Origin of the sequence: Enterobacter sp. RIT418, assembly GCF_003057745.1 — a bacterium.
GTDB lineage: Bacteria > Pseudomonadota > Gammaproteobacteria > Enterobacterales > Enterobacteriaceae > Enterobacter.
The window spans coordinates 55,049-77,630 of the sequence record NZ_QBJD02000006.1 but is presented as its reverse complement, the minus strand read 5'-3'; the positions used below and the strand labels follow the sequence as shown (position 1 = coordinate 77,630).

General features: G+C 58.3%; 20 protein-coding genes. 13 read left to right on the top strand and 7 right to left on the bottom strand.

Annotation, left to right across the window (positions count from 1 at the left end; all coding sequences use genetic code 11):
• Window positions 1-48 precede the first annotated feature (48 nt).
• Complete coding sequence (locus DBY73_RS08745; protein WP_112010783.1) at window positions 49-606, bottom strand: fimbrial protein; 558 nt, start codon at window positions 604-606, stop codon at window positions 49-51.
• A gap of 346 nt (window positions 607-952) precedes the next feature.
• Window positions 953-1,726 carry a zinc transporter ZupT gene (gene zupT, locus DBY73_RS08740; RefSeq protein ID WP_112010782.1) on the bottom strand — a complete coding sequence of 258 codons (774 nt, stop codon included), beginning with the start codon at window positions 1,724-1,726 and terminating at the stop codon, window positions 953-955.
• Window positions 1,727-1,857: 131 nt separating this feature from the next.
• Between zupT and ygiD the strand changes: the two genes are divergently transcribed.
• Complete coding sequence (gene ygiD / locus DBY73_RS08735) at window positions 1,858-2,646, top strand: 4,5-DOPA dioxygenase extradiol (RefSeq protein WP_112010781.1); 789 nt, start codon at window positions 1,858-1,860, stop codon at window positions 2,644-2,646.
• A gap of 43 nt (window positions 2,647-2,689) precedes the next feature.
• Here the strand turns inward: ygiD and DBY73_RS08730 are convergent, their stop codons facing one another.
• The 3 genes from DBY73_RS08730 to tolC form a co-directional block, all read right to left on the bottom strand.
• Window positions 2,690-3,850 carry a glutathionylspermidine synthase family protein gene (locus tag DBY73_RS08730; protein ID WP_112010780.1) on the bottom strand — a complete coding sequence of 387 codons (1,161 nt, stop codon included), beginning with the start codon at window positions 3,848-3,850 and terminating at the stop codon, window positions 2,690-2,692.
• A gap of 2 nt (window positions 3,851-3,852) precedes the next feature.
• Window positions 3,853-4,518 (bottom strand): DUF1190 family protein, encoded by a 666-nt coding sequence (locus tag DBY73_RS08725; protein ID WP_112010779.1) that lies wholly within the window; start codon window positions 4,516-4,518, stop codon window positions 3,853-3,855.
• Window positions 4,519-4,704: 186 nt separating this feature from the next.
• Complete coding sequence (gene tolC, locus DBY73_RS08720) at window positions 4,705-6,183, bottom strand: outer membrane channel protein TolC (RefSeq protein ID WP_112010778.1); 1,479 nt, start codon at window positions 6,181-6,183, stop codon at window positions 4,705-4,707.
• A gap of 203 nt (window positions 6,184-6,386) precedes the next feature.
• On the opposite strand from tolC, the gene nudF reads away from it, so the two are divergent.
• The 5 genes from nudF to parE are packed head-to-tail and all read left to right on the top strand — an operon-like array spanning window position 6,387 to window position 10,794.
• Window positions 6,387-7,019: an ADP-ribose diphosphatase gene (gene nudF / locus DBY73_RS08715; protein ID WP_112010777.1), complete on the top strand. Its 633-nt coding sequence runs from the start codon at window positions 6,387-6,389 to the stop codon at window positions 7,017-7,019.
• The gene (locus DBY73_RS08710; protein WP_003862516.1) at window positions 7,016-7,438 is read left to right on the top strand and encodes a DUF1249 family protein; all 423 of its coding nucleotides are present in this window, start codon (window positions 7,016-7,018) and stop codon (window positions 7,436-7,438) included. The genes nudF and DBY73_RS08710 overlap by 4 nt, the downstream gene beginning before the upstream one ends.
• Window positions 7,439-7,465: 27 nt before the next feature.
• A complete protein-coding gene (cpdA, locus tag DBY73_RS08705) occupies window positions 7,466-8,293 on the top strand; it encodes a 3',5'-cyclic-AMP phosphodiesterase (RefSeq protein WP_112010776.1) in 828 nt (275 codons plus the stop codon).
• Window positions 8,293-8,874: an esterase YqiA gene (gene yqiA / locus DBY73_RS08700; protein WP_112010775.1), complete on the top strand. Its 582-nt coding sequence runs from the start codon at window positions 8,293-8,295 to the stop codon at window positions 8,872-8,874. Before cpdA ends, yqiA begins: the two co-directional genes overlap by 1 nt.
• Before the next feature lie 27 nt (window positions 8,875-8,901).
• Window positions 8,902-10,794 carry a DNA topoisomerase IV subunit B gene (gene parE, locus DBY73_RS08695; protein WP_112010774.1) on the top strand — a complete coding sequence of 631 codons (1,893 nt, stop codon included), beginning with the start codon at window positions 8,902-8,904 and terminating at the stop codon, window positions 10,792-10,794.
• A 108-nt stretch (window positions 10,795-10,902) separates the two neighbouring features.
• Here parE and DBY73_RS08690 read toward each other — a convergent pair whose 3' ends face one another.
• On the bottom strand, window positions 10,903-13,041 hold the full coding sequence (locus tag DBY73_RS08690) for a TonB-dependent siderophore receptor (RefSeq protein ID WP_112010773.1): 2,139 nt from the start codon (window positions 13,039-13,041) through the stop codon (window positions 10,903-10,905).
• Between the two features lie 382 nt (window positions 13,042-13,423).
• Here DBY73_RS08690 and DBY73_RS08685 point away from each other — a divergent pair, with 382 nt between their 5' ends.
• From DBY73_RS08685 to DBY73_RS08665, 5 genes are read left to right on the top strand one after another with little or no spacing between them, the layout of a single operon-like run.
• On the top strand, window positions 13,424-14,236 hold the full coding sequence (locus DBY73_RS08685) for an ABC transporter ATP-binding protein (protein ID WP_112010772.1): 813 nt from the start codon (window positions 13,424-13,426) through the stop codon (window positions 14,234-14,236).
• A complete protein-coding gene (locus tag DBY73_RS08680; protein WP_112010771.1) occupies window positions 14,233-15,216 on the top strand; it encodes an iron ABC transporter permease in 984 nt (327 codons plus the stop codon). The genes DBY73_RS08685 and DBY73_RS08680 overlap by 4 nt, the downstream gene beginning before the upstream one ends.
• The gene (locus DBY73_RS08675; RefSeq protein WP_112010770.1) at window positions 15,213-16,253 is read left to right on the top strand and encodes an iron ABC transporter permease; all 1,041 of its coding nucleotides are present in this window, start codon (window positions 15,213-15,215) and stop codon (window positions 16,251-16,253) included. The genes DBY73_RS08680 and DBY73_RS08675 overlap by 4 nt, the downstream gene beginning before the upstream one ends.
• Window positions 16,254-16,262: 9 nt before the next feature.
• Window positions 16,263-17,213: an iron-siderophore ABC transporter substrate-binding protein gene (locus tag DBY73_RS08670; RefSeq protein ID WP_112010769.1), complete on the top strand. Its 951-nt coding sequence runs from the start codon at window positions 16,263-16,265 to the stop codon at window positions 17,211-17,213.
• Window positions 17,210-18,097, top strand: a complete 888-nt coding sequence (locus tag DBY73_RS08665; protein WP_112010768.1) for a MurR/RpiR family transcriptional regulator — start codon at window positions 17,210-17,212, stop codon at window positions 18,095-18,097. The genes DBY73_RS08670 and DBY73_RS08665 overlap by 4 nt, the downstream gene beginning before the upstream one ends.
• Window positions 18,098-18,441: 344 nt before the next feature.
• Here DBY73_RS08665 and DBY73_RS08660 read toward each other — a convergent pair whose 3' ends face one another.
• Window positions 18,442-19,281, bottom strand: coding sequence for an AraC family transcriptional regulator (locus tag DBY73_RS08660; RefSeq protein ID WP_112010767.1), 840 nt, complete (start codon window positions 19,279-19,281; stop codon window positions 18,442-18,444).
• 166 nt (window positions 19,282-19,447) lie between these two features.
• On the opposite strand from DBY73_RS08660, the gene DBY73_RS08655 reads away from it, so the two are divergent.
• Window positions 19,448-21,262: a DUF2264 domain-containing protein gene (locus tag DBY73_RS08655; RefSeq protein ID WP_112010766.1), complete on the top strand. Its 1,815-nt coding sequence runs from the start codon at window positions 19,448-19,450 to the stop codon at window positions 21,260-21,262.
• Between the two features lie 33 nt (window positions 21,263-21,295).
• Complete coding sequence (locus tag DBY73_RS08650) at window positions 21,296-22,561, top strand: oligosaccharide MFS transporter (RefSeq protein WP_112010765.1); 1,266 nt, start codon at window positions 21,296-21,298, stop codon at window positions 22,559-22,561.
• Window positions 22,562-22,582: the final 21 nt, after the last annotated feature.

Here is a 22,582-nt window from a genome sequence, read left to right as displayed (position 1 = left end):
GAAATAGCCGGCTGGCAATGACTGCCAGCCGGTTTATATGGCGTGAATTTATTTATATGCGAGGATATAATTAGCCGACGCGGTTACCTGGCCTGCGGTAGCCGTTTGACCGCTCGCCACTTCCATCTGCGCTTTAAAGTGCAGGGTCTGCGTTGTTGAGCCCTCGGAAAGCGCGAGCTCATTCTTGGCGCCCAAAACGATTGGATTTTCTGCATTGTCGAGCAGGCGTACGCCAACGTTCTGCGCGCCATTTGCATAGGTGTTGGTCATCAGGCTACTATCGGCGGCTTCCGTTGCCGTGCTGCTAAAGGTGACATCAACTTTAGTAATGGCTGTTGGGGTTTCATCAGCGGCTTCCAGCTGGCAGTTTTGAAGATTGATTTCTACCGGAACTGCAGTGGCTTTTTTATTGGCGTTGATAACTGCGGTGGTCACTTCACCCAGGTCGACTTCTTTGTCTACGCTGTCCGGAGCGATGCTGCAAGGCGCATCGATAACGGTTCCTTTGAAGGTGATTTTTCCAGAGCCCTGCTCATCAGCGAAAGCAGAACCAGAAATGACGGTTGCCATTGCAATGGCCAACAGCGCTTTTTTTCCTGCGTACATGGGAAATATCCTTATCAAATAATCGTGCATTCTAAATATTATTTTTTAGAATTCCGCCAGGATTATATCCATGATGATATTTTCGAGCGATTAGGCAATCTGAAAGATACCTTAAGGGCGATTTAATATATTGATGATGATTATTGATTAGGATGGCGATATTGAATTATGCATCTAATATATCATTGCTTACAGGAACGTTATTAGCGTTTTCGTGTTCATTATTTATCACTTTGCTGTGGCGTTGATGGCTCGGTGCGTGAGTGTTTTCTGAAGGGCTATTATTAAAGGATAATTTAAAAGGAAGGTTTAATATTATATTCCTTCCTTTTCTTTAATGGTATTTTCAGCCAATGCCCATGCTTTGCAAGAGTACGAGGCTTAACCCCATGACCGACATTCCACATAAAACGCCGTAGCTAGGATTATTATTCGGGTCGATTTCTTTGGCCAGCGGCATGAGCTCATCGACGGAAAGGGCAACCATAATTCCGGCCACCGCAGCCATAATTGCAGCCATCACGACGGGGGATACCAGGCTTCCCAGAATGAGCCACGCCAGCACGCCGCCGAGAATTTCCGCCAGGCCAGAAATCCCGGCCCAGAACACCGCCGTGCGCTTCGACCCCGTCGCCGCATACACTGGCCCAGCCACTGCAAGTCCTTCAGGAATATTGTGCAAAGCCACGGCCAGCGCAATGCCAAAGCCAAGCTCCAGGTTATTGCTGGCGGTGACGTAGGTGGCCACACCCTCGGGGAAGTTGTGCAGGCTAATGCCCAGCGTCAACAGAATCGCGGTGCGCTTAATGTTATGCGGAAGCGGTGAAACGCGCTTTTGCATTAAATCCTGAGGATGCGCGTGCGGCAGCATGCGATCCAGCGCGAAGTACCCCAGCAGGCCGACAACAAACATGCCGTAGCCTAGCATTGGAGACATGCCTTTCGTACCCAGCGCGGCGGGCAGCATCTCCATAAGGGAGATGAGCAACATAATTCCGGCAGCGAAGCCCAGCGAAAAGGCCAGCACGCGGTTGGACGGTTTCTGGCCCAGCACGCCCAGCATTGCGCCAATGAAGGTCGCTGCGCCTGCCAGTATGGTCAGAATCAAGGGGGCCGACATTCTTCTCTCCTTCACCTAATCCCTACGTTCAAATTTCCTGATGATGATCTTCATGCTTATCAGCGTTCATCCTGGCCGGATTGCGCGTAGTGTAGAACCATCAAATTGACACCTTCTGTAAGGATATCACCATGTCTTCATCTCGTATGCCAGCACTGTTTTTAGGCCACGGTAGCCCAATGAACGTTCTGGAAGATAACGTCTATACCCGCACGTGGCGTCATCTGGGCGAGACGTTGCCGCGTCCAAAGGCGATTGTGGTGGTGTCTGCACACTGGTTCACTCGCGGAACCGGCGTGACCGCAATGGAAACCCCGAAAACCATTCATGATTTTGGCGGCTTTCCACAGGCGCTGTACGACACGCATTACCCTGCTCCAGGTTCGCCAGCGCTGGCGCAGCGGCTGGTTGAGCTGCTTGCCCCCGTGCCGGTTGCGCTGGATAAAGAGGCCTGGGGCTTTGACCACGGTTCCTGGGGTGTTCTGATTAAAATGTATCCAAATGCGGATATTCCGATGGTACAGCTGAGCATCGACAGCACCAAACCGGCAGCCTGGCACCTTGACATGGGCCGCAGGCTGGCGACGCTGCGCGATGAAGGCATCATGCTGGTGGCGAGCGGCAACGTAGTGCATAACCTGCGTACCGCGCGCTGGCACGGCGAAAATACGCCGTACCCGTGGGCGACATCCTTTAACGACTATGTTAAAGCGAACCTGACCTGGCAAGGGCCGGTGGAACAGCACCCGCTGGTTAACTATCTGGATCATGAAGGCGGTTCGCTCTCTAACCCGACGCCGGAACACTTCCTGCCGCTGTTGTACGTGCTGGGTGCGTGGGATGGTCAGGAGCCGGTTACGATCCCGGTCGACGGTATTGAGATGGGCAGCTTGAGTATGCTGTCGGTGCAGGTAGGGTAACAAAAGCAAAACGGCAACGAGGTTGCCGTTTTTAGCCCTCACGCTACTCCACAAAAATATGCGGATAGAACCGTGACAGATCCTGCGTAATTAGCGCGCGATCTTCGCGAATGCCAATCCCGGCCGGTTGATCGTTGATGAGCCAGCTGCCAATCAGCGTGTAGCTATCGCCAAACTTCGGCAGCTGATAGAACTCCTGAACGATCATTCCCTCTTCACCATAAGGCCCTTCAACCGCTTCCAGCGTTTTACCGTTTTCGATAATCGACACGTTCGCGCCTTCGCGGGAGAAGATCGGCTTCACGACGTATTTCTCCATCGGCGGGAAATCGTCTTCGGCGAAGTACGCGGCCAGCAGGTTAGGGTGGTTTGGGAACATCTCCCACAGCATTGGCAGCAGCGCTTTGTTGGAAATAATGCTCTTCCACGCCGGCTCCAGCCAGCGCACGCCAGCGTCTTCCAGCTTGGTGGAGAACATTTCGCGCAGCATGTATTCCCACGGGTAGAGCTTGAACAGGTTGCTGATGACCTGATCCTGGGTGTCGGTAAACTGACCTTTTTCACCCAGGCCGATATCCTCGATATAGAGAAACTCGGTTGCCAGCTCCGCTTCCGCCGCGCAGTCCTGCAGGTACTGAACCGTGCCGCGATCTTCTTCCGTATCGCGGCAGCAGGCAAGGTGCAGCAGGTTAAATCCGTGCTGTTCGCGCAGCTCGGCAAAGCGATCGATCAGCTTTTCCTGCAGGCTGTTGAACTGGTCGCTGCCTTCCGGCAGGTTTCCGGCGTTGGCCTGGTCTTCGAGCCAGATCCACTGGAAAAATGCCGCTTCGTACAGCGAGGTGGGCGTATCGGCATTATTTTCCAGAAGCTTAGGCTCGCCCACGCCGTCCCACGCCAGATCGAGGCGCGAGTACAGCGACGGCTGGCTGGTTTTCCACGACTGGCGCACGAAGCTCCAGGTGTGTTTCGGAATGCGGAATTTGGTCATCAGCGCGTCGCTGTCGATCACCTTTTCCACGACCTTCAGGCACATCTGGTGCAGTTCGGCGGTCACCTCTTCCAGCTTTTCAACCTGGGCAAGCGTGAGCTTGTAGTAAGCATCTTCACACCAGTACGGTTCGCCGTACATGGTGTGAAAGTTAAAACCGTATTCGGTCGCTTTTTCGCGCCAGTCCGGGCGCTCAACAATGCTGACTCGTTCCATGATCAACCGCCCATTGAGCGTGTAGAGGAACCTGCCGCGCTGCGCTGCATGGTGGATTGTTTCGCCACGGATTCGCCGAACCCGCCGCGGGTTACGGTGGTGGTGGTCGCAGGTTTCGGCGCCATGGCCGTTTTCGGCACGGTCGCGGTACGTCCCGGCGTGGCTGCACCGTAATTTTTGCCGCTGGCGTCGGTATATTTTCCATACGCCGGGCTGTTTGGGTTTTTGGAGCTAAACAGCGGCTGCTGCTGGTAGCCCGCGCCGCCGCTCATCAGGCGACCCATCATATAGCCCGCCATCAGCGGCATCCAGAAGCTGCCGCTGGACTGCGCCTGCGCCTGGTTTTCCGGTGCCATGCCCGCCTGAGCAGGCGTCTGCTGGCACTGGCCTTCACCAAACTCCGCCACGCAGTCTTCGCGCGTAGCGTATTTCGGCGCGGTGCGTTCTGCTTCTTTCAGGGCGTTGTTGTACGCGGTTTTACATTCTGCGGCGTTGCCGGTGGCGGCAGAGCAGTCTTCCGCGTTTTGATACATCGAGACCGTTTCATCGCTTTGTTCACAGCCCGCGAGGAAAAACACCGCACTGACGGCCAGCGCAACCGGCGTCAGGTGGCGAGCGTTCCAGCTTTTGCGGAACGATGCGTGATTAATCGTTTTTGTCCGTTTCATCTTTGTCTTCCAGGACCCAGTGGTAATAACGCTCAGGATAGAGGATGAGTGGTTGAAAATGAAGCGTAGAGGGGGATTAGTGGGGATCTTTACGTTGGCTTACGTTCAAGTGTGATAACGATAAACCCTCTCCCTGTGGGAGAGGGCCGGTGAGGGTATCAGGCCGCAGTAGGCCTGATGACGCTCTTAATGACGGAACGGATTAGTGCCGGTGCTGGCAGGCGCAGTGCTGCGCGCTGCCGCTGGCTGCGCAACGGGTGCGCTGTCGTTACCGTTGAAGTTATCTACCGCTGCAACCTGCTGCGGGTTCTCCGGTGCCACGTTTTCTGGTGAGGTCGAGACCGGTTTGCCCAGCGCATTGTTCAGCGCCAGCAGATCTTGCTCGTTCAGCGTACCCAGAGCCTGTTTAATGTTCAGCTGGTTGATCAGGTACTGATAGCGCGCGTTGGAGAGCTGCTGCTTGGCTTCGTACAACGCGGTAGTCGCATCCAGCACGTCAACGATGGTACGCGTACCAACGGAGTAGCCTGCTTCCATCGCGTCCAGTGAGCTCTGTGCAGAAACTACCGCCTGCTTATAGGCGTTGATGCTGCTGATCGAGGCGTTCACGTTGTTGAAGGAGGAACGTACGGTCTGCACCACGTTGCGGTGCGCGCTTTCCAGCTGCTCGCTCGCGCCAACGAAGTTGTACTGCGCCTGTTTCACCTGGGAGTTCACCATTCCGCCCTGATACAGCGGCAGGGAGAAGCTCAGGCCCACTTTGTTCTGGCCGACGTTGCTGTCGTCGTACTGCGCGCTGTTTGTCTTCGAACCGCTGTAGCTGGTGTCAGATACGCCGGTAGATGCGCTGAGGCTCAGGGTCGGCAGGTGGCCATCCTGTGCCTGGCGAATCTGTTCGCGAGCCAGATCCTGGTTCAGACGCGCCTGCAGCAACGCCAGGTTACGGTTTTCCGCTTCCTTCAGCAGCGCGTTCACCGCCTGCGGCTTATCGGTTTTGAAGCTATCGACGTTCAGAGACGCCAGCTCGGGATAGTAGTTTCCGGTGACCTGACGCAGCGATTCTAAGGCGTTGTCGAGGTTATTACGCGCGGTGACTTCGTTGGCCAGCACGCTATCGTACTGTGAACGGGCGTTCTGCACGTCGGTAATGGCTACCAGGCCTACGTTAAAGCGCTGGGTGGTTTGATCCAACTGGCGGTAAATCGCCTGTTTCTGCGCTTCGGTGTAGGAGAGCGAGTCAATGGCGCTCAGCACGTTGAAGTAGGCCGTAGCGGTGTTCAGGATCAGCGTCTGCTGGTCGGTTTGATACGCCACGTCCTGGATGCCCGCGCTCTTTTCCTGCAGCGTTAACGCACGCCATTTGGACATATCAAACAGGGTCTGCGTTAACTGCAGCGATGCGCTGGTGGCATTGGAGTTAACGCCATTGTTATCGCGAAAACCGTTGCTATAAGTATAATCAGCACCTAAGCCCAGCTGCGGCAGCAATGGGCTGCGCGCTTCGTTAATCTTTTCAAATGCAGCATCACGGTCGGCCGCTGATTTACGCAGATCAGGGTTGCCCAGACGCGCCTGCTGATAGACCTGTAACAGGTTTTCTGCCTGGCTCAATGCACTGAAGCCCGTCAGGCTCAGGCCGATAAGGATGGGGAGCAATTTCTTCATTTGCATTCCTTGTTGTGAAGCAGTATTAGCGCTGATCTAATTAAAAATAATTGCCGATTCTAACAGAATCATCCACACCAAAAGGTTGGCGTTACGTGCCATCTGGCGGTAATTTGCACCAATCTACCATATAGCCTTGCAAACAGCAGCCAAACAGCCTTGAAATTCACAATTTCATCACCATTGCTACCGGGACTCGATTCATGCAAAAAACAGAAAAGTTGCCAGTGACCTTCGCCAAAAACGATGTAGAAATTATTGCACGAGAAACGCTTTATAGCGGTTTTTTTTCGCTGGATCTTTACCGTTTCAGGCATCGCCTGTTTAACGGTGAAATGAGCGGCGAAATTAAACGCGAAATTTTTGAGCGCGGGCACGCGGCAGTCTTGCTACCCTTTGACCCAGTGCGCGACGAAGTGGTGCTGGTTGAGCAGATTCGCATCGCGGCGTATGACTCAAGCGAAAGCCCGTGGCTGCTGGAGATGGTGGCCGGGATGATCGAAGAGGGCGAAACGGTTGAAGACGTTGCCCGCCGCGAAGCGCTGGAGGAGGCGGGTCTGGTTGTTGGGCGAACGAAACCCGTGCTGAGCTATCTGGCAAGCCCGGGGGGCACCAGCGAGCGCTTATCTATTATGGTTGGCGAAGTGGACGCCACGACCGCGGAAGGCATTCACGGTCTGGCAGACGAAAACGAAGATATTCGTGTTCATGTGGTGAGCCGGGAGCAGGCTTACCAGTGGGTAGAAGAGGGGAAAATCGACAACGCTGCGTCTGTCATCGCCCTGCAATGGCTGCAGCTGCATTATCAAACATTACGAAACGAGTGGACAAAATGAAGCGCTATACACCTGACTTTCCCGAAATGATGCGCCTGTGCGAAACCAATTTCGCCCAGCTGCGCCGCCTGCTGCCGCGAAACGACGCACCCGGCGAAACGGTAAGCTATCAGGTGAGCAACGCGCAGTATCGGTTAACGATAACAGAATCAACGCGCTACACTACCCTGGTGGAGATTGAACAAACGGCGCCCAGCATCAGCTACTGGAGCCTGCCGTCGATGACGGTGCGACTTTACCACGACGCGATGGTCGCTGAAGTGTGTTCGAGTCAGCAGATCTTTCGCTTTAAAGCGCGATATGATTACCCGAATAAAAAGTTGCATCAACGCGACGAAAAGCATCAAATTAACCAGTTTTTAGCCGACTGGCTAAGATATTGTTTAGCACATGGAGCAATGGCGATTCCGGTTTGTTAGCGTCATAAACCTACCTAAGGACACCATTTGGAAAGCCTGTTGAACCTGACTGTTGCTGGTGGGGCACCAGTCAGGATATTACAAATCACCGATACTCACCTCTTTGCCGAAAAGCATGAAACGCTGCTGGGTGTGAACACCTGGGAGAGTTATCAGGCTGTACTTAGCGCGATTCACGCCGAGAATCGCGCATGTGATTTGATCGTCGCAACAGGCGATCTCGCACAGGATCAATCCTCCGCGGCCTATCAGCATTTTGCTGAGGGGATTGCGAGCTTCAGCGCGCCCTGCGTCTGGCTGCCGGGCAACCATGACTTTCAGCCCGCCATGTTCAGTTCGCTACACGATGCGGGGATTTCTGCCGCGAAGTGCGTATTTGTGGGCAAGCAGTGGCAGATCCTGCTGCTCGACAGCCAGGTGTATGGCGTTCCACACGGTGAGCTGAGTGAATACCAGCTCGACTGGCTGGAGAAAAGGCTGAGTGCTGAACCGGCGCGACATACGCTGCTATTGCTTCACCATCATCCGCTGCCGGCAGGGTGCAGCTGGCTCGATCAGCACAGCCTGCGCAATTCTGCCGCGCTGGACCGCGTGCTGGTGAAATATCCGCGCGTGAAAAATCTGCTCTGTGGGCACATTCACCAGGAGCAGGATCTCGACTGGAACGGCCGCCGCCTGCTGGCCACGCCTTCGACCTGCGTTCAGTTTAAGCCCCACTGCGCCAACTTTACCCTGGACACTATCGCACCCGGCTGGCGCTGGCTTGAACTGCATGCCGATGGCACGTTGACCACTGAGGTCTGTCGCTTAAGCGGCAGCCAGTTCCGTCCTGATACCGCTTCAGAAGGCTATTAATGTCGACGCTCCTCTATCTACACGGATTCAACAGCTCGCCGCGCTCCGCGAAGGCGACGCAGTTTCGCCAGTGGCTGAGCGAACATCATCCGCAGGTGCAGATGATCGTTCCCCAGCTCCCGCCTTACCCGGCGGATGCGGCGGAAATGCTTGAATCCATCGTGCTTGAACACGGTGGAGAATCGTTTGGCGTTGTGGGGTCATCGCTGGGTGGATACTACGCCACCTGGCTGTCGCAATGCTTTATGCTGCCTGCGGTGGTGGTCAACCCGGCGGTTCGGCCGTTTGAGCTGCTGCGGGACTTTCTCGGGCAAAACGAGAACCCCTACACCGGGCAGCAATATGTGCTAGAGTCACGCCATATTTACGATCTCAAAGTTATGCAGGTCGACCCGCTTGAAGCGCCGGATCTTATCTGGCTGCTGCAGCAAACGGGAGATGAAGTGCTGGATTACCGCCAGGCAGTGGCGTATTACGCATCCTGCCGCCAGACTATAGAAGAGGGCGGAAACCATGCTTTCACGGGCTTTGAGAATCATTTCACCCAGATTGTCGATTTTCTTGGACTGCACAGCCTCTGACAATCAATGCGAATTGCTAGTTAAATCATGACGCAAACCTATAACGCTGATGCCATTGAGGTACTCACCGGGCTTGAGCCGGTTCGCCGCCGCCCGGGGATGTACACGGATACCACGCGCCCAAACCACCTGGGCCAGGAAGTTATTGATAACAGTGTGGATGAAGCGCTGGCAGGACATGCCAAACGCGTTGACGTCATCCTGCACGCCGATCAGTCGCTGGAGGTTATCGACGACGGTCGCGGCATGCCGGTGGATATCCACCCGGAAGAGGGCGTGCCCGCCGTTGAGCTGATCCTCTGCCGCCTGCACGCGGGCGGTAAATTCTCCAACAAGAACTACCAGTTCTCCGGCGGTCTGCACGGTGTGGGGATCTCCGTGGTCAACGCCTTGTCCAAACGCGTGGAAGTGAACGTTCGTCGCGACGGTCAGATCTACAACATCGCGTTTGAAAATGGCGAAAAGGTGCAGGATTTACAGGTCGTCGGCACCTGCGGCAAACGCAACACCGGCACCAGCGTCCACTTCTGGCCTGACGGGAGCTTCTTCGACAGCCCGCGCTTTTCCGTTTCGCGCCTGACGCACCTGCTGAAAGCCAAAGCGGTGCTGTGCCCGGGCGTGGAAATCACCTTTAAGGATCACGTTAACAACACCGAGCAGACCTGGTGCTACGCCGATGGCCTGAACGACTATCTGTGCGAGGCCGTTAACGGCCTGCCGACCCTGCCGGAAAAACCGTTTGTCGGTAACTTTAGCGGCGATACCGAAGCGGTGGACTGGGCGCTGCTGTGGCTGCCGGAAGGCGGCGAACTGCTGACCGAAAGCTACGTCAACCTGATCCCGACCATGCTCGGCGGGACGCACGTCAACGGCCTGCGTCAGGGCCTTCTGGATGCGATGCGCGAGTTTTGCGAATACCGCAACATCCTGCCGCGCGGCGTGAAGCTGTCGGCGGAAGATATCTGGGACCGCTGCGCCTACGTGCTCTCCGTGAAGATGCAGGACCCGCAGTTTGCCGGCCAGACCAAAGAGCGCCTGTCGTCGCGCCAGTGCGCGGCGTTCGTCTCCGGCGTGGTGAAAGATGCATTTACCCTGTGGCTGAACCAGAACGTTCAGGCCGCGGAAATGCTGGCCGAAATGGCGATCTCCAGCGCCCAGCGCCGTCTGCGCGCGGCGAAAAAGGTGGTGCGTAAAAAGCTCACCAGCGGCCCCGCGCTGCCGGGCAAGCTGGCGGACTGTACCGCGCAGGATCTCAACCGCACCGAGCTGTTCCTCGTAGAAGGGGACTCGGCGGGCGGATCGGCCAAGCAGGCGCGCGATCGTGAATATCAGGCGATCATGCCGCTCAAGGGTAAGATCCTCAACACCTGGGAAGTGTCGTCTGATGAAGTGCTGGCCTCGCAGGAGGTACACGATATCTCGGTGGCGATCGGCATCGATCCGGACAGCGACGATCTGAGCCAGCTGCGCTACGGTAAGATCTGCATCCTCGCGGATGCGGACTCCGACGGCCTGCACATCGCCACGCTGCTCTGCGCGCTGTTTGTGAAGCACTTCCGCACGCTGGTGAAAAACGGTCACGTCCACGTGGCGCTGCCGCCGCTGTACCGTATTGACCTCGGCAAAGAGGTTTACTACGCGCTGACGGAAGAAGAGAAAGCGGGCGTGCTGGAACAGCTCAAGCGCAAGAAGGGCAAGCCGAACGTGCAGCGCTTTAAAGGGCTGGGCGAGATGAACCCGATGCAGCTGCGTGAAACGACGCTGGATCCGAACACCCGCCGCCTGGTGCAGCTGACGATCAGCGATGAAGACGAACAGCAGACCAACGCCATGATGGATATGCTCCTTGCCAAGAAGCGCTCGGAAGACCGACGCAACTGGCTGCAAGAGAAAGGCGATATGGCGGATATTGAGGCCTGATGCTTTACCCCTCACCCTAACCCTCTCCCCAAAGGGGAGAGGGAACTTAAAACACCCTCTCCCCTTTGGGGAGAGGGCCTGGGTGAGGGGGAAAACCCCACTCTGACATCAAAACTCCATCTTCACCGTAAACTGCACTTCGCGCGGATCGCCGATCTGGTTGCCCAGGTTATTGGTCGCGATAGAAGAGGTGTAGTAGGTCTTATCAAACAGGTTTTTCACGTTCACCTGCAGCGTCACCGGATACTGTAGCTTCATCTTATAGGCCGCAAAGGCATCCGCCACGAAGTAGCCCGGCAGATAATAATCCGCTCCGTTGGTCGCCGATCTGCGGCTCACGCCGTGCCCGCCGCCGCCAACCGTCAGCGTGTTCCCGGCAAACGCATTGTGAATATCGTACGTCAAGAACAGCGAGCCGGTGTGGCGCGGTACGTTCGGCAGCGGCTTGCCCGCGTAGTCCGGGTCTTCCAGCACTTTCGCATCGGTATAGCCGTAGCTGGCAATCAGGTTAGTGTTTTCGGTCAACCGTCCCGCGAGATCCACCTCCACGCCCTGCGAGCGCACGCGGCCCGCGGTTTTGGCGACGGTTTCATCGCCCACGCTTTCGGTGTACAGCACGTTGCGCTTGTGAATATCAAACAGTGCGATGTTGGCCGTAACGCCGTCGAACAGGTCGAATTTCGCGCCCACTTCGTAAGCATTTGACGTTTCCGGCGGCAGGTTTCCGATGTAGCTGGCAATCGACGACTGCGGCATAAACGTTTGCGAGTAGTTGGCAAAGAGCGACACGGCCGGCGTGAGCTTGTAAACCAGCCCCAGCTTCGGCGTCCACCGGTCGTCGCGGCTGTCGGTGTTGACGTTAAACGGGCGGCCTTTTCCGGCGTACTGGGTGTAATACTGGTAGCGCAGCCCGGCAACGGCGATCCACCGGTCGGTCAGATAGAGCGCGTCCTGCGCGTAGGCGGAATAGCTCTCCTGCTTGATGGTTTGATCGCTGTCGGAGGCTGACACGGTCGTGCATTTGCCGGTATTGCCGTAGGACGGATCGTAAATATTAAAATCCTTCACGTTCTTGCAGCGGATCATGTCCGTGCGCAGCAGATCGTAATTCTCATAGGAGACGCCGGTCAGGATCTCGTTATAGAACCCGGCGATATCCACGTTGCCCTGCAAATCAGCGCGGGTGGAGTGCATTCGCTGGGTCGATCCCTGCGTCGCATCCACGCGGCGGGTGAGGTTGCCCGTTTTGGCATCGTAGGCCATTACCCGCGCCTGATTATCGCTGTACTTGTCCTGGCTAAAGCCGTAGTCAAATCTGGCCGTCCACTGGCTGTTCAGGCGGTATTCCGCATTGAGCTGCGCCAGATCCGAGACGCCGTCCGTCACGTTGAACGGCTCGTCAAAGCGGGTTTTGCGATCGACGTTGACCGCCTTTTTGGTATTCGGTTCGAAGATCGTGCCGCGATCGAACGGCGTTTTATAGTCGCGGTGTGAATAGAGTACGGTCACGGTGGCGTCATCGCCAAACCACGTCAGGGACGGCGCGATGAACGTGCTGCGCTCGGTGCCGAAGTTGCGCCAGTAGTCTTCATCCTGCACCTCGCCCGTCAGGCGATACGCCAGGCGCGTGCCTTCGAGCGGGCCGGTGAGGTCGAGCTGGCCGGTGCCGCCGCCAAAGCTGGACGACGTCGCCGACATCGAGCCGCCGAAGGTGGTTTCAGGGCGTTTGGTCACAACGTTGATCAGCCCGCCCGGGTCGAGAATGCCGTAGAGCGTCGAGGCGGGACCTTTCAGCACCTCGACGCGGTCGGTTGCGGCGTTAAAGCTGCGCGGCAGCACGGTGCGCAGTCCGTTGGTCATGATTGATCCGTCGCGGTTCGCGCCAAAGCCGCGGCGCACAAACGCGTCCTGCGTGCCGCCCAGGGTGTTGGTCTGCACCACGTTGCTGACGTTATAGAGCGCTTCGTCAAGCGTGGTGGCGTGCTGATCTTCCAATACCTTATCGCTGACGGTATTCACCACCTGCGGGATATCCAGCATCGGCATGTTGGTCAGCGTGGCCGTGGACGTATTGAGCGGCTGATAGCCGCTGGTTGCGTCAGGCGCCGCGTTTGGGCTGGCGACCACGGTGAGCGTTTCGCCATCCTGCGTCGTTTTCTCCGCCGCGTGTCCCAGAGGCGCTAAAAAGAGGAGTGAAAAGAGCGCGCGCCCTTTTACCCCTGCATGAAAAGGTGTGAACGTAGCCATTACATCTGTTTTCCCAAATAACCCGCGAAGAAAGGTTCGCGCAAGCGTGTGTGAGTCATTGCCCTTACGGTCCGTTCGTTAGCCGCGGCGGGCCTCGAACTTGTAATTGAGAATCATTCAATCATGAGGCTATGTAGTAGTAAATGGGAAACGGAAAAAATTGACTACAGCGAAGTTTCACAAAAAGGGCCTTCTGCTTTTGTGGGTTAATTTATTGAAAATAAATAATTTATTGTGAAGGTGGTAGGGCTATATTTCCGCTGTAATCCCTGGTATGAGCAAGGTATTTATCCGCTTGACTACTACATGGCGCAGCGGCAAACTTCTCAAAAGAGAATGAGTTTTATTTTTATTTATTTGATTTTATTACGTTGGCATTCACGTGGCGCACAACCTCAAAAATCCTGGCCTGGTTCTGGAGAACCTGTCCGCGGGCTACCACAAAAAAATCATCGTCGATGATATTTCCCTCGCCATCCCGCAGCAGAAAATGACGGTGCTGGTGGGGGCGAACGGCTGCGGCAAATCCACGCTGCTGAGCACCCTTGCGCGCCTGCTGCATCCGCTCGGGGGCTGCGCCGTGCTGGACGGCAAATCTATCCACGCGCAGCCCACCCGGGACGTCGCGCGGCAGCTTGGCATTTTGCCCCAGTCGCCGCTTCTGCCGGAGGGATTAACCGTGTTCGAGCTGGTCTCCCGCGGGCGTTTCCCCTGGCAGAATTTTATGCGCCAGTGGAGCGACGATGACGAACGGGCCGTCGAGGAAGCCCTGCGCCTGACGGGCACGGCGGCGTTTGCCGATCTGCCCGTTGAAAGCCTCTCCGGCGGCCAGCGCCAGCGCTGCTGGATTGCCATGGCGCTGGCGCAGCAAACGCCGTACATCCTGCTTGATGAGCCAACCACCTTTTTAGATCTGCGCTATCAGGTGGAGATCCTCGAATTGCTCCACGATCTCACCCGCCGCCACGGGCGCACCGTGGTCGTGGTGCTTCACGATCTTAATTTCGCCGTCAACTACGGCGATTCGCTGGTCTTTTTGCGCCAGGGCAAGGTCGAGGGCGTTATTCACGAGGGCGATAGCTGTACGCCGGAGCTGATCAAAGCGGTCTTTGACGTTGACGTGCATATGTCGACAAACCCGATGACCGGCAAACCGTTCTTTATGCCGTTTCGCCAGGCGTCCAGAGCATCATGATCCGCATCCCGCTGGCTTTTCTGCTGCTGTCGCTCCTGCTGTTAGCGGGGGCGGTTGCGCATCTCGGGATCGGCGCGCGCGCCATCGCGCCGCAAACGGTGGTGCAGGCGTTTCTCCACTTCGACCCGCGTAATTTTGACCACAGCATCATTATCAGGCTGCGCCTGATCCGCCTTTGCGCGGCGATGGTGACGGGTGCGGCGCTGGGCGTGGCCGGGGCGTTGCTGCAATCGGTGATCCGCAATCCGCTGGGCGAGCCGCACATTCTCGGGCTGAACGCGGGAGCGGCGCTGGCGGTGGTTATGACCAGCGCGCTGGGGCTCACCCTGCCGTTTGGTCGCCCCCTGATTGCCGCTGCCGGTGCCGCCGCGCTGTTTTTGCTGGTGCTGACGTTTTCCTCCGCCGGGCGAGCCGGGCTAACGCCGATGAAGGTGACGCTGTGCGGCGTGGCGATGTCGGCGTTCGCGTCGTCCATCACCGCCGCGGTGCTGATTCTGGACGAGCAGACCCTGCTGGCGATGCGAACCTGGCTGGCGGGCGATTTGGCCGGGGTCAGCGTCGACGCGGTTCGCACTGCGGCCTGGGCTGCCGGAGCGGGATTCATGCTGGCGGTCTGGCTGTCGCCGTCGCTGAACATGCTGGCGCTCGGGGATAGGATGGCGCAGGGGCTGGGCGTCTCGCTGCTCAAAACCCGGCTGTTCGCGCTGCTGGCGACGGCGCTGCTGTGCGGCGCGGCGGTCTCCCTCGCCGGTCCGATAGGCTTTATTGGCCTCGTGGTGCCGCAGCTCATCCGCCGCCGGGTGTCGGTGGATTTACGCCTGATGATACCGCTTTCGGCGCTGTGCGGGGCGCTGGTTCTGCTGGTGGCCGATATCGCGGCCCGCACGCTGTTTGCGCCCTACGAGCTCGCCACGGGCGTGGTGACCGCGCTGGCCGGCGCGCCCGTATTTATCCTCGTTGCGGCGAGGATGTTCAAATGAATCGCGCCGGGCTGCGGGCGATCCGCGCGGGCGCGTTCTCGGCGCTGATCCGCCCCAGGGCGATGATCGTGCTCGGGCTGCTGACGATGGCGGGCGTGGCGCTGATGGGCTTTGGCCTGATCCACGGCTCGCTGCCGATCCCCGGTTCCGCTATTGGCCGCGCGCTGTTCATGCCGGAGAGCCTGAGCGCTGACGCGCGCTACATCGTCATGGATATCCGCCTGCCGCGCCTGCTGATGGCGGCGCTCTGCGGCGCGATGCTCGGCATGGCGGGGGCGGCGATGCAGTCGATCGCCCGCAACGGGCTGGCCGATCCGGGGCTTATCGGCGTCAGGGAAGGCTGTAGCGCCGCGGTGCTGCTGATGATGTTCCAGTTTCCGGCGCTGAGCCTGTTCTGGCGGCCGCTGATGGGCATGGCCGGAGGCGTATTGACCGCGCTGCTGGTGGTCGTGCTGGCGCGCGATATTTCGCGTCCGCGGTTTATTCTGATCGGCATCGGCGTCTCGTGGGCCTTGGCGGCGGCGATGGGCGTCTTTATGACCACCGCGGACGTGCGCGACGTGCAAACGGCGATGCTGTGGCTGGCGGGCAGCCTGCATGCGGCCAGCTGGCCGCTGGTCGGCATGGCGGCGGCATGGGCGTTCCCGGCGTTCGCGCTGCTTCTCTTAACCGCCCGCGCGGCGGACGTCGCCCTGCTGGGCAACCCGGCGGCAACGGGGCTGGGCGTGCGAACCTCGCGCCTGGCGCTGCTGCGGGTATTCGCTCCGGTGATGCTGACGGCGGCCTGCGTCTCGTGCGTGGGCAGCATCGGTTTTGTCGGCCTCATTACGCCGCACATGGCCCGCCTGGTACTGCGCGGCGGGCAGGCCGCGCTGCTGTCGGGAAGCGCCGTGCTGGGCGCGCTGCTGGTGCTGCTGGCGGATAACGTCGGGCGGCTGGCCTTTTTACCGCTCCAGCTTCCCGCCGGGATCGTGATTTCGCTTATTGGCGGCCCCTTTTTCCTGCTGCTGCTCTGGCAGCGCCGTGACCGATTCTAGAGGTATCTGATGCGCATACTGATTTCTGTGCTGTTGCTGGTGGGCTTTGCGGTAAGCGCGGCGGAGCCGACGCAGACCTTTACGGACGATCTCCATCGCAAGGTGGTGGTGCCGCTTCACCCGAAGCGGATCGTTTCGCTGCACGATCTGGACATTACCATTCCGCTGATTGAGCTTGGCGTGCCGCCGGTCGCCAGCCACGGCCGCACGCGCCCGGACGGCAGCCATTTCCTGCGCTCCAGCGGCATGCTGACGGGCGTAGACTTTGACAACTCCGACATAAAATTCATCGGCACCGCCGATATCGACATTGAAGCCATCGCCGCCGCTAAGCCGGATCTGATTATCACCGAGCCCACCCGCAACACGCCGATCGCGCAGCTGGAAAAAATCGCGCCGACGGTGAGCATCGATCACCTCGACGGCGGTGCGCCGGAGATTTACCGCAAGCTGGCGCAGCTGACCGGCACGCAGGCGCGGCTAAAGATCCTGGAGCGTCGCTATCAGGAACAAATCAAGGCGCTGAAGGCGACGGTCGACACCCGCAGGATCGCCGTCTCGGTGATTCAGGCGAACCAGGGAAAAATTACCGTGATGCACAGCTACCACTCGCTTGGCCGCGTGCTGCGCGACGCCGGGTTCAGGTTCCCGCCCCTGGTTGACAGCATTCCCGACGGCGGGCGTATTGACGTCAGCGCCGAGCGCCTGCCGGAGCTGGACGCCGATTTTGTCTTTGCCACCTGGCGCGGGGATACCGGCGGAACGCCGCAGGACGAGCTGAAGGCCATGGAGGCGGTGATGCCGGGCTGGTGCCAGTTCCTCAACGCCTGCCGTACCGGGCGTTACGTGCTCATCTCCCGCGAAGAGGCTATCTCGAACTCGTTTGCCTCCCTGGGGCTGATGGCCGCGCAGGTGCAGTCGCAGATTGCGGGTCGTCCGCTGCCGGGGGCGTCGCGGTGATTCGAAAAGACAAAGCGCGGGTGGATATTTACGGCGATCGCTTTCGCACGCGCGGGCACCAGCTGACGCCGCGCCTGCTGCTGGTGGCGCGCTATATCAATGAAAACCGGGAAGCGGTACTCGAGCAAACGGCGATGGAGATTGCCAGCGTGCTCAAAACGTCGGATGCCACCGTCGTGCGCGCCATTCAGGCCCTCGGCTTTGCCGGTCTGCGCGATTTAAAACAGACGCTGGAGCAGTGGTTTGGGCCAATTGTGACCTCCAGCGAAAAGATGTCCAGCACCGTGGGCTCGTTGACCAGCGACGTCAACGCCAGCATCGACTTTGTGCTTGAGGGCCACCAGCATACCTGCGCGGTTCTCTCCGAGCCCGCCAACCGCTACGCGCTGGCGCAGGCGGTGGCGCTGCTGTCCCAGGCGCGACAGGTGGCGATTTTCGGCATCGGCGCGTCCGGCATTTTGGCCGAGTACAGCGCGCGGCTGTTCAGCCGCATTGGCCTGCCCGCGACGGTGTTGAACCGCACCGGGATAGGGCTTTCGGAGCAGCTGATCGCCCTGCAGCGCGGGGACGTGCTGGTGATGATGGCGCAGAAATCCGCGCATCGCGAAGGCCAAACGACGCTGCGCGAAGCGAGGCGGCTCGGCATTCCCACCATCCTGCTGACCAACGCGCTGGATTCGCGCTTTAGCAAAGAGGCGAGCGTGGTGATCCACGTTCCGCGCGGCGGCGAGAAGGGCAAAATTCCGCTGCACGGCACGGTGCTCGTGTGCCTGGAGATGATGATACTGTCCGTCGCCTCCACCGAGCCGCAGCGCACCATTAAGTCGATGAAGCGCATCAACGAGTTTCACCGTGGGCTAAAGCCGGGGAAGAAGAGTGGGTGATTTTCGCCCTTTCCCAAAAGGCTCAGGTATCCCCCAGGAAATTTTTAACCAGAAGCAATTAAGGTTTTATCAAGAGAATTAATAGCTTAAAGCGACACCCTGGTCTGGCTGAAAATCGCTGAGGCGTTTCCTGCAGGCCGGGGCGCCGCGCAGGGATGCGCGGCGAGTCCCCTTAACACGTTCACAAGTATTGTGATTTCAGAGTAGCAAGGCTCGTAAAGTGAACGGAATTACCACCACAGCCGTATGTTCACCCTCACCCCAGCCCTCTCCCTGAATGGAGAGGGAGTATTCTGTGCCTGCTGTAATATGTGCGGATCCCTCAGCCCCTGAGGGTGAGAGCATCAAACCGCCCGATGATTCTTCCGGTACTGCAGCGGCGTCTCGCCAATTCCTTTCTTAAACGCGCTGATAAACCACGTCACGTCGGAAAACCCTACCTGCGCGGCAATGTCGCGCACGCTCGTGTCCGAGTGAAGCAGGCACTCGCAGGCCTTGCGCAGCCTTAGCGTATTCAGATAGTCGTGGATCTTCTCCCCCGTTTCCGCATGAAATTTCCGCGACACGTAGCTGCGCGAGATGCCCAGCTCGGCCGCCAGCGCGTCCAGGCGGAACTTCTGCTGATAGTGCTCTTCCAGCCAGAACATCGCCCGGCTGGCGACCCCCTGGCTGCTGCCCGGCGCGCCGTCCTCCACGTCCGGCAGCATGGCAAACAGGCCGATCAGCAGCCCCGCGATGCGCTCGCCGGTCATCGGCGGCTGGTAGCAGCTAAACAGGTGCGTAATATGGCTGTGGCAATGGGCCATGTCCGCCACCCACGCCGCGCCTCCGCGCCGTGACAGCGCCCGCAGCCGCTGCTGAGCGTGCGGAAAATCACGCAGCACGTTCATCACCGCATGGTGATCGAGATGAATAATCGTGCGCCGATAGATGGCCTCCGCCCGCTCGTCCACCCTCACCTTATGCAGCGTAAACGGCGGAAAGAAAAACAGCCGCCCGGGGCGCATGGTGAAGTGTTGATTATCGACAATCGCCACGCCAAACCCCTCCTCGACGTAGAGGATCTCCAGACACTGGTGCCAGTGGTGATAGCGCACGGTGTTGGCATACAGGCGGCTGAAGGAGGCAACGGTATTGTTCAGCGTAATCAACTCGAGATGTTCCGACGTTGGCGTGTCGCGCATGGTGCAATAAAACTCAACTTTTTCCCGTCAAAATCCATTTATAAACCACCATTTTAAATTTTATCAACTGGAGGTTTATTAAACGCTCCCACCTGTGACGCGGCTAACATTTCTCCACCTCATGCTTTCACTATGCTTGGCCGCAGTTGACGACGAGGGCGAACCTATGTGGGCGTTAAATAACGAAAAATCAAATCCGTTGTCTTCGCGACGGGATGTGGCAGCGTCGCTGAAGACGATGCTGGAGGCGCTGGATGCGCAGTTTCCGGCAGGCAGCTCGCGCTTTTCGCTGGGGGAAACCTGCGCGCACTACGCGACGGACATTGCGCAGATGGAGGGGCTTTCGCGCGCGCTGTGGGGGCTGTTTCCGCTGATGGCGTCCGGCGAATCCGAGCCCTTTAGCGAGAAGTACCTTACCGCCATTAAGCTTGGTACCGATCCGCACGGCGAAGGCTACTGGGGCGAAACCGGCCCGTACGACCAGCGGCTGGTGGAGATGGCGGCCTACGGGCTCGGGCTGGCGCTGCTGGGGAATACGCTCGCCGAGCGGTTTAGCGAGCGCGAGCTGGAAAACCTGCACGCGTGGCTCAACCAAATCACCGACGCGCAGATGCCGGACAGCAACTGGAACTACTTCGCCATTATGGTCCAGCTCGGTTTTAAGCGCGCCGGGCTGCCGTTTGACCAGCATGCCATCGACCGTCGCTTTGCGATGATGGAAGCCTACTACCTCGGCGACGGCTGGTATTCGGACGGCCCCGGCAGGCCGAGGGATTACTACATCTCGATGGCGTTCCACTTCTACGGCCTGATTTACGCCACCCTCAGCGGCGACGAGGCAAGGGCGGCGGTGCTGCGCGAGCGCGCGCGGCTGTTCGCACGGGATTTTATCTACTGGTCCGCCGCCGACGGCGCGTCGGTGCCGTTTGGCCGCAGCCTGACCTACCGCTTTGCGATGGTTGCCTTCTGGAGCGCGGTCGCGTTCTCCGGGCTGGACGCGTTCACGCCGGGCGTCGTGAAGGGCATTATCCTGCGCCACCTGCGCTGGTGGCAGCAACAGCCGATAGCCGACCGCGACGGCATTCTGACCCTCGGGTTTGCCTACCCGAACCTGGCGATGTGCGAAGACTACAACTCGCCTGGCTCGCCGTACTGGGCGCTGAAAACCTACCTGATCCTGGCGCTGCCGGAGGATCATCCGTTCTGGCTGGCGGAAGAACAACCGCTGCCCACGCTTGCTGAAAAACATGTGATTCCGCATGCGCAGCAGATCCTGATGCATTCGAAAGATTCTCAGCACGTCGTCATGCTCACCGCCGGTCAGCTGGAGCTGAACAATTACGTCAACACCGAAGCGAAATACACCAAATTTGCCTACTCCAGCCGCTTCGGATTCACCCTTGAGCGCGGGCGTTTTGGCCTGAAGCATGCCGCCTGCGATTCCATGCTGCTGCTGGCGGACGGAGATGACTATTTCCGCGGTCGTCGCGAGTGCGACGAGGTTCGGGTGGATGAAAATTACATTTTCTCGCGCTGGTCGCCGTGGCGCGACGTGCAGATTGCGACCTGGCAGATCCCGTTCGGGGAGTGGCACCTGCGGCTGCACCGCATCCACAGCGCGCGCCGCCTGCAAACGGCGGAGGGCGGGTTTGCCGTCATGAAAGCGGAGCACCGGCTTCGCGAGCGCGGCTGCTACCTGGCCGCAGAGAACGGCTACAGCGCGATTGTCGATCTCTCGCCGGAGCTGGCGCGAGAGCCGGACAGCATCGTCACCCCGCCGAACAGCAGCATCATGTTCCCGGAGTGCGCCTCTATTCCGCTGCTAAAAACCGAGATTCCGCAGGGCCAAAGCTGGCTCTGCTGCGCCGTGACGGCCAGCGAAAAACAGCGCGCTGCGGCGACTCCGATACTGAGCATCACCCGCGGCCAGGCCGTGATTCGCGATCCCGAAAGCGAGCGCCTGCTGTCGTTCACATTATAAAAAACCTGACCCCTACACGTCGGCGAGGATGGTATGAAAACGTCATCTACAACAAGCAGAACCGAATATTACAAAATCAGCAGCTTTATCTTTCTCTACTTCTTTACCTGGTCCGCCAGTATTGGCCTGCTGGCCATCTGGCTCGGGCAAAAGGCCAACCTTAGCGGGTCGGTGATTGGCACCGTGTTTGCGGTTAACGGCGTTTTCTCGGTTATTCTCAAACCGATCTACGGCTATATTCTCGATAAGATCGGCATGAGCAAATACCTGCTCTATTTTGTGGTGGCGATGTCCGCCCTGATGGCGCCGTTCTTTATTTATGTCTATCAGCCGCTGCTCATGTCCCACACCCCGATCGGCATTATCGTGGGTGCGCTGTACCTGAGCTTTGCCTGGTACGCGGGCGTGGCGGCGTGTGAATCTTATTCCGACCGCTTTAGCCGTTTGAATGGCATGGAGTTCGGGCAGATCCGTATGTGGGGATCGCTCGGCTGGGCGGTGGCGTCATCTTTCTCCGGCCTGCTGTTCAACCTCTCACCGGCGTATAACTTTATTCTCGGCAGCGTGGCGTCGGTGGTGATGCTGATTGTCCTTCTGAGCCTGAAAGTGAACACTAACTCTGCTCACGCAGGCGAGGTGCTGACGAAAGAGAAAATAGCCCCGTCTGACGTTTACGCCCTGCTGCGTAACCGCAAATTCTGGGCCTTCTGCCTGTACGTGGCGGGCGTGGCATGGATGATGTTTATCGCCGAGCAGCAATTCTCGCGCTATTTCGTCACCTTCTTCGATGATATTCATGAGGGCAACGCCGTATTCGGCTATCTCGGGACCGTACAGTCGGGCATGGAATTTGTCATGTATATGGTGGTCCCGCTGTTTGTGAACTTTATTGGCGCCAAACGCGGGCTGTTAATTGTCGGGCTGGTGGTTGGGGCGCGTCTGATTATTTCCGGCATGTGTGATTCACACCTGTTAATTTCAGTGCTTAAGCCGCTGTACGGTCTGGAAATTTGTCTCCTGCTGGTGTCGGTATTTAAATATATCGCCGAGCATTTCGACAAGCGCGTCAATGCCACCATGTATTTACTCGGCTATCAGGCGATGCTCTACCTTGGCAACGTGGTGGTCTCTTCCCCTGCCGGCTATATGTATGACCGTATTGGCTTTGAGCACACCTATATCATCATGGGCGCAACGGCGCTGACCTTTACCCTTATTTCTGCTTTTACGTTATCCGCCTGTCAGAGCAAATGGCGCGGGGCTCGTGCGCTGAACGTAGCAGAAACGTCAACACGATAAATTACGCCGTCAAAGAAGGAA

Excerpts from the sequence above, each read along its gene's own strand:
- DBY73_RS08710 (WP_003862516.1), top strand. The coding sequence starts at position 7,016 with ATGAAGCGCTATACACCTGACTTTCCCGAAATGATGCGCCTGTGCGAA.
- DBY73_RS08650 (WP_112010765.1), top strand. The coding sequence starts at position 21,296 with ATGAAAACGTCATCTACAACAAGCAGAACCGAATATTACAAAATCAGC.
- nudF (WP_112010777.1), top strand. The coding sequence starts at position 6,387 with ATGCAAAAAACAGAAAAGTTGCCAGTGACCTTCGCCAAAAACGATGTA.
- parE (WP_112010774.1), top strand. The coding sequence starts at position 8,902 with ATGACGCAAACCTATAACGCTGATGCCATTGAGGTACTCACCGGGCTT.
- tolC (WP_112010778.1), bottom strand. The coding sequence starts at position 6,183 with ATGAAGAAATTGCTCCCCATCCTTATCGGCCTGAGCCTGACGGGCTTC.
- ygiD (WP_112010781.1), top strand. The coding sequence starts at position 1,858 with ATGTCTTCATCTCGTATGCCAGCACTGTTTTTAGGCCACGGTAGCCCA.
- zupT (WP_112010782.1), bottom strand. The coding sequence starts at position 1,726 with ATGTCGGCCCCCTTGATTCTGACCATACTGGCAGGCGCAGCGACCTTC.
- DBY73_RS08730 (WP_112010780.1), bottom strand. The coding sequence starts at position 3,850 with ATGGAACGAGTCAGCATTGTTGAGCGCCCGGACTGGCGCGAAAAAGCG.
- DBY73_RS08660 (WP_112010767.1), bottom strand. The coding sequence starts at position 19,281 with ATGCGCGACACGCCAACGTCGGAACATCTCGAGTTGATTACGCTGAAC.
- yqiA (WP_112010775.1), top strand. The coding sequence starts at position 8,293 with ATGTCGACGCTCCTCTATCTACACGGATTCAACAGCTCGCCGCGCTCC.
- DBY73_RS08725 (WP_112010779.1), bottom strand. The coding sequence starts at position 4,518 with ATGAAACGGACAAAAACGATTAATCACGCATCGTTCCGCAAAAGCTGG.
- DBY73_RS08675 (WP_112010770.1), top strand. The coding sequence starts at position 15,213 with ATGAATCGCGCCGGGCTGCGGGCGATCCGCGCGGGCGCGTTCTCGGCG.
- DBY73_RS08690 (WP_112010773.1), bottom strand. The coding sequence starts at position 13,041 with ATGGCTACGTTCACACCTTTTCATGCAGGGGTAAAAGGGCGCGCGCTC.
- DBY73_RS08745 (WP_112010783.1), bottom strand. The coding sequence starts at position 606 with ATGTACGCAGGAAAAAAAGCGCTGTTGGCCATTGCAATGGCAACCGTC.
- DBY73_RS08670 (WP_112010769.1), top strand. The coding sequence starts at position 16,263 with ATGCGCATACTGATTTCTGTGCTGTTGCTGGTGGGCTTTGCGGTAAGC.
- DBY73_RS08680 (WP_112010771.1), top strand. The coding sequence starts at position 14,233 with ATGATCCGCATCCCGCTGGCTTTTCTGCTGCTGTCGCTCCTGCTGTTA.
- DBY73_RS08655 (WP_112010766.1), top strand. The coding sequence starts at position 19,448 with ATGTGGGCGTTAAATAACGAAAAATCAAATCCGTTGTCTTCGCGACGG.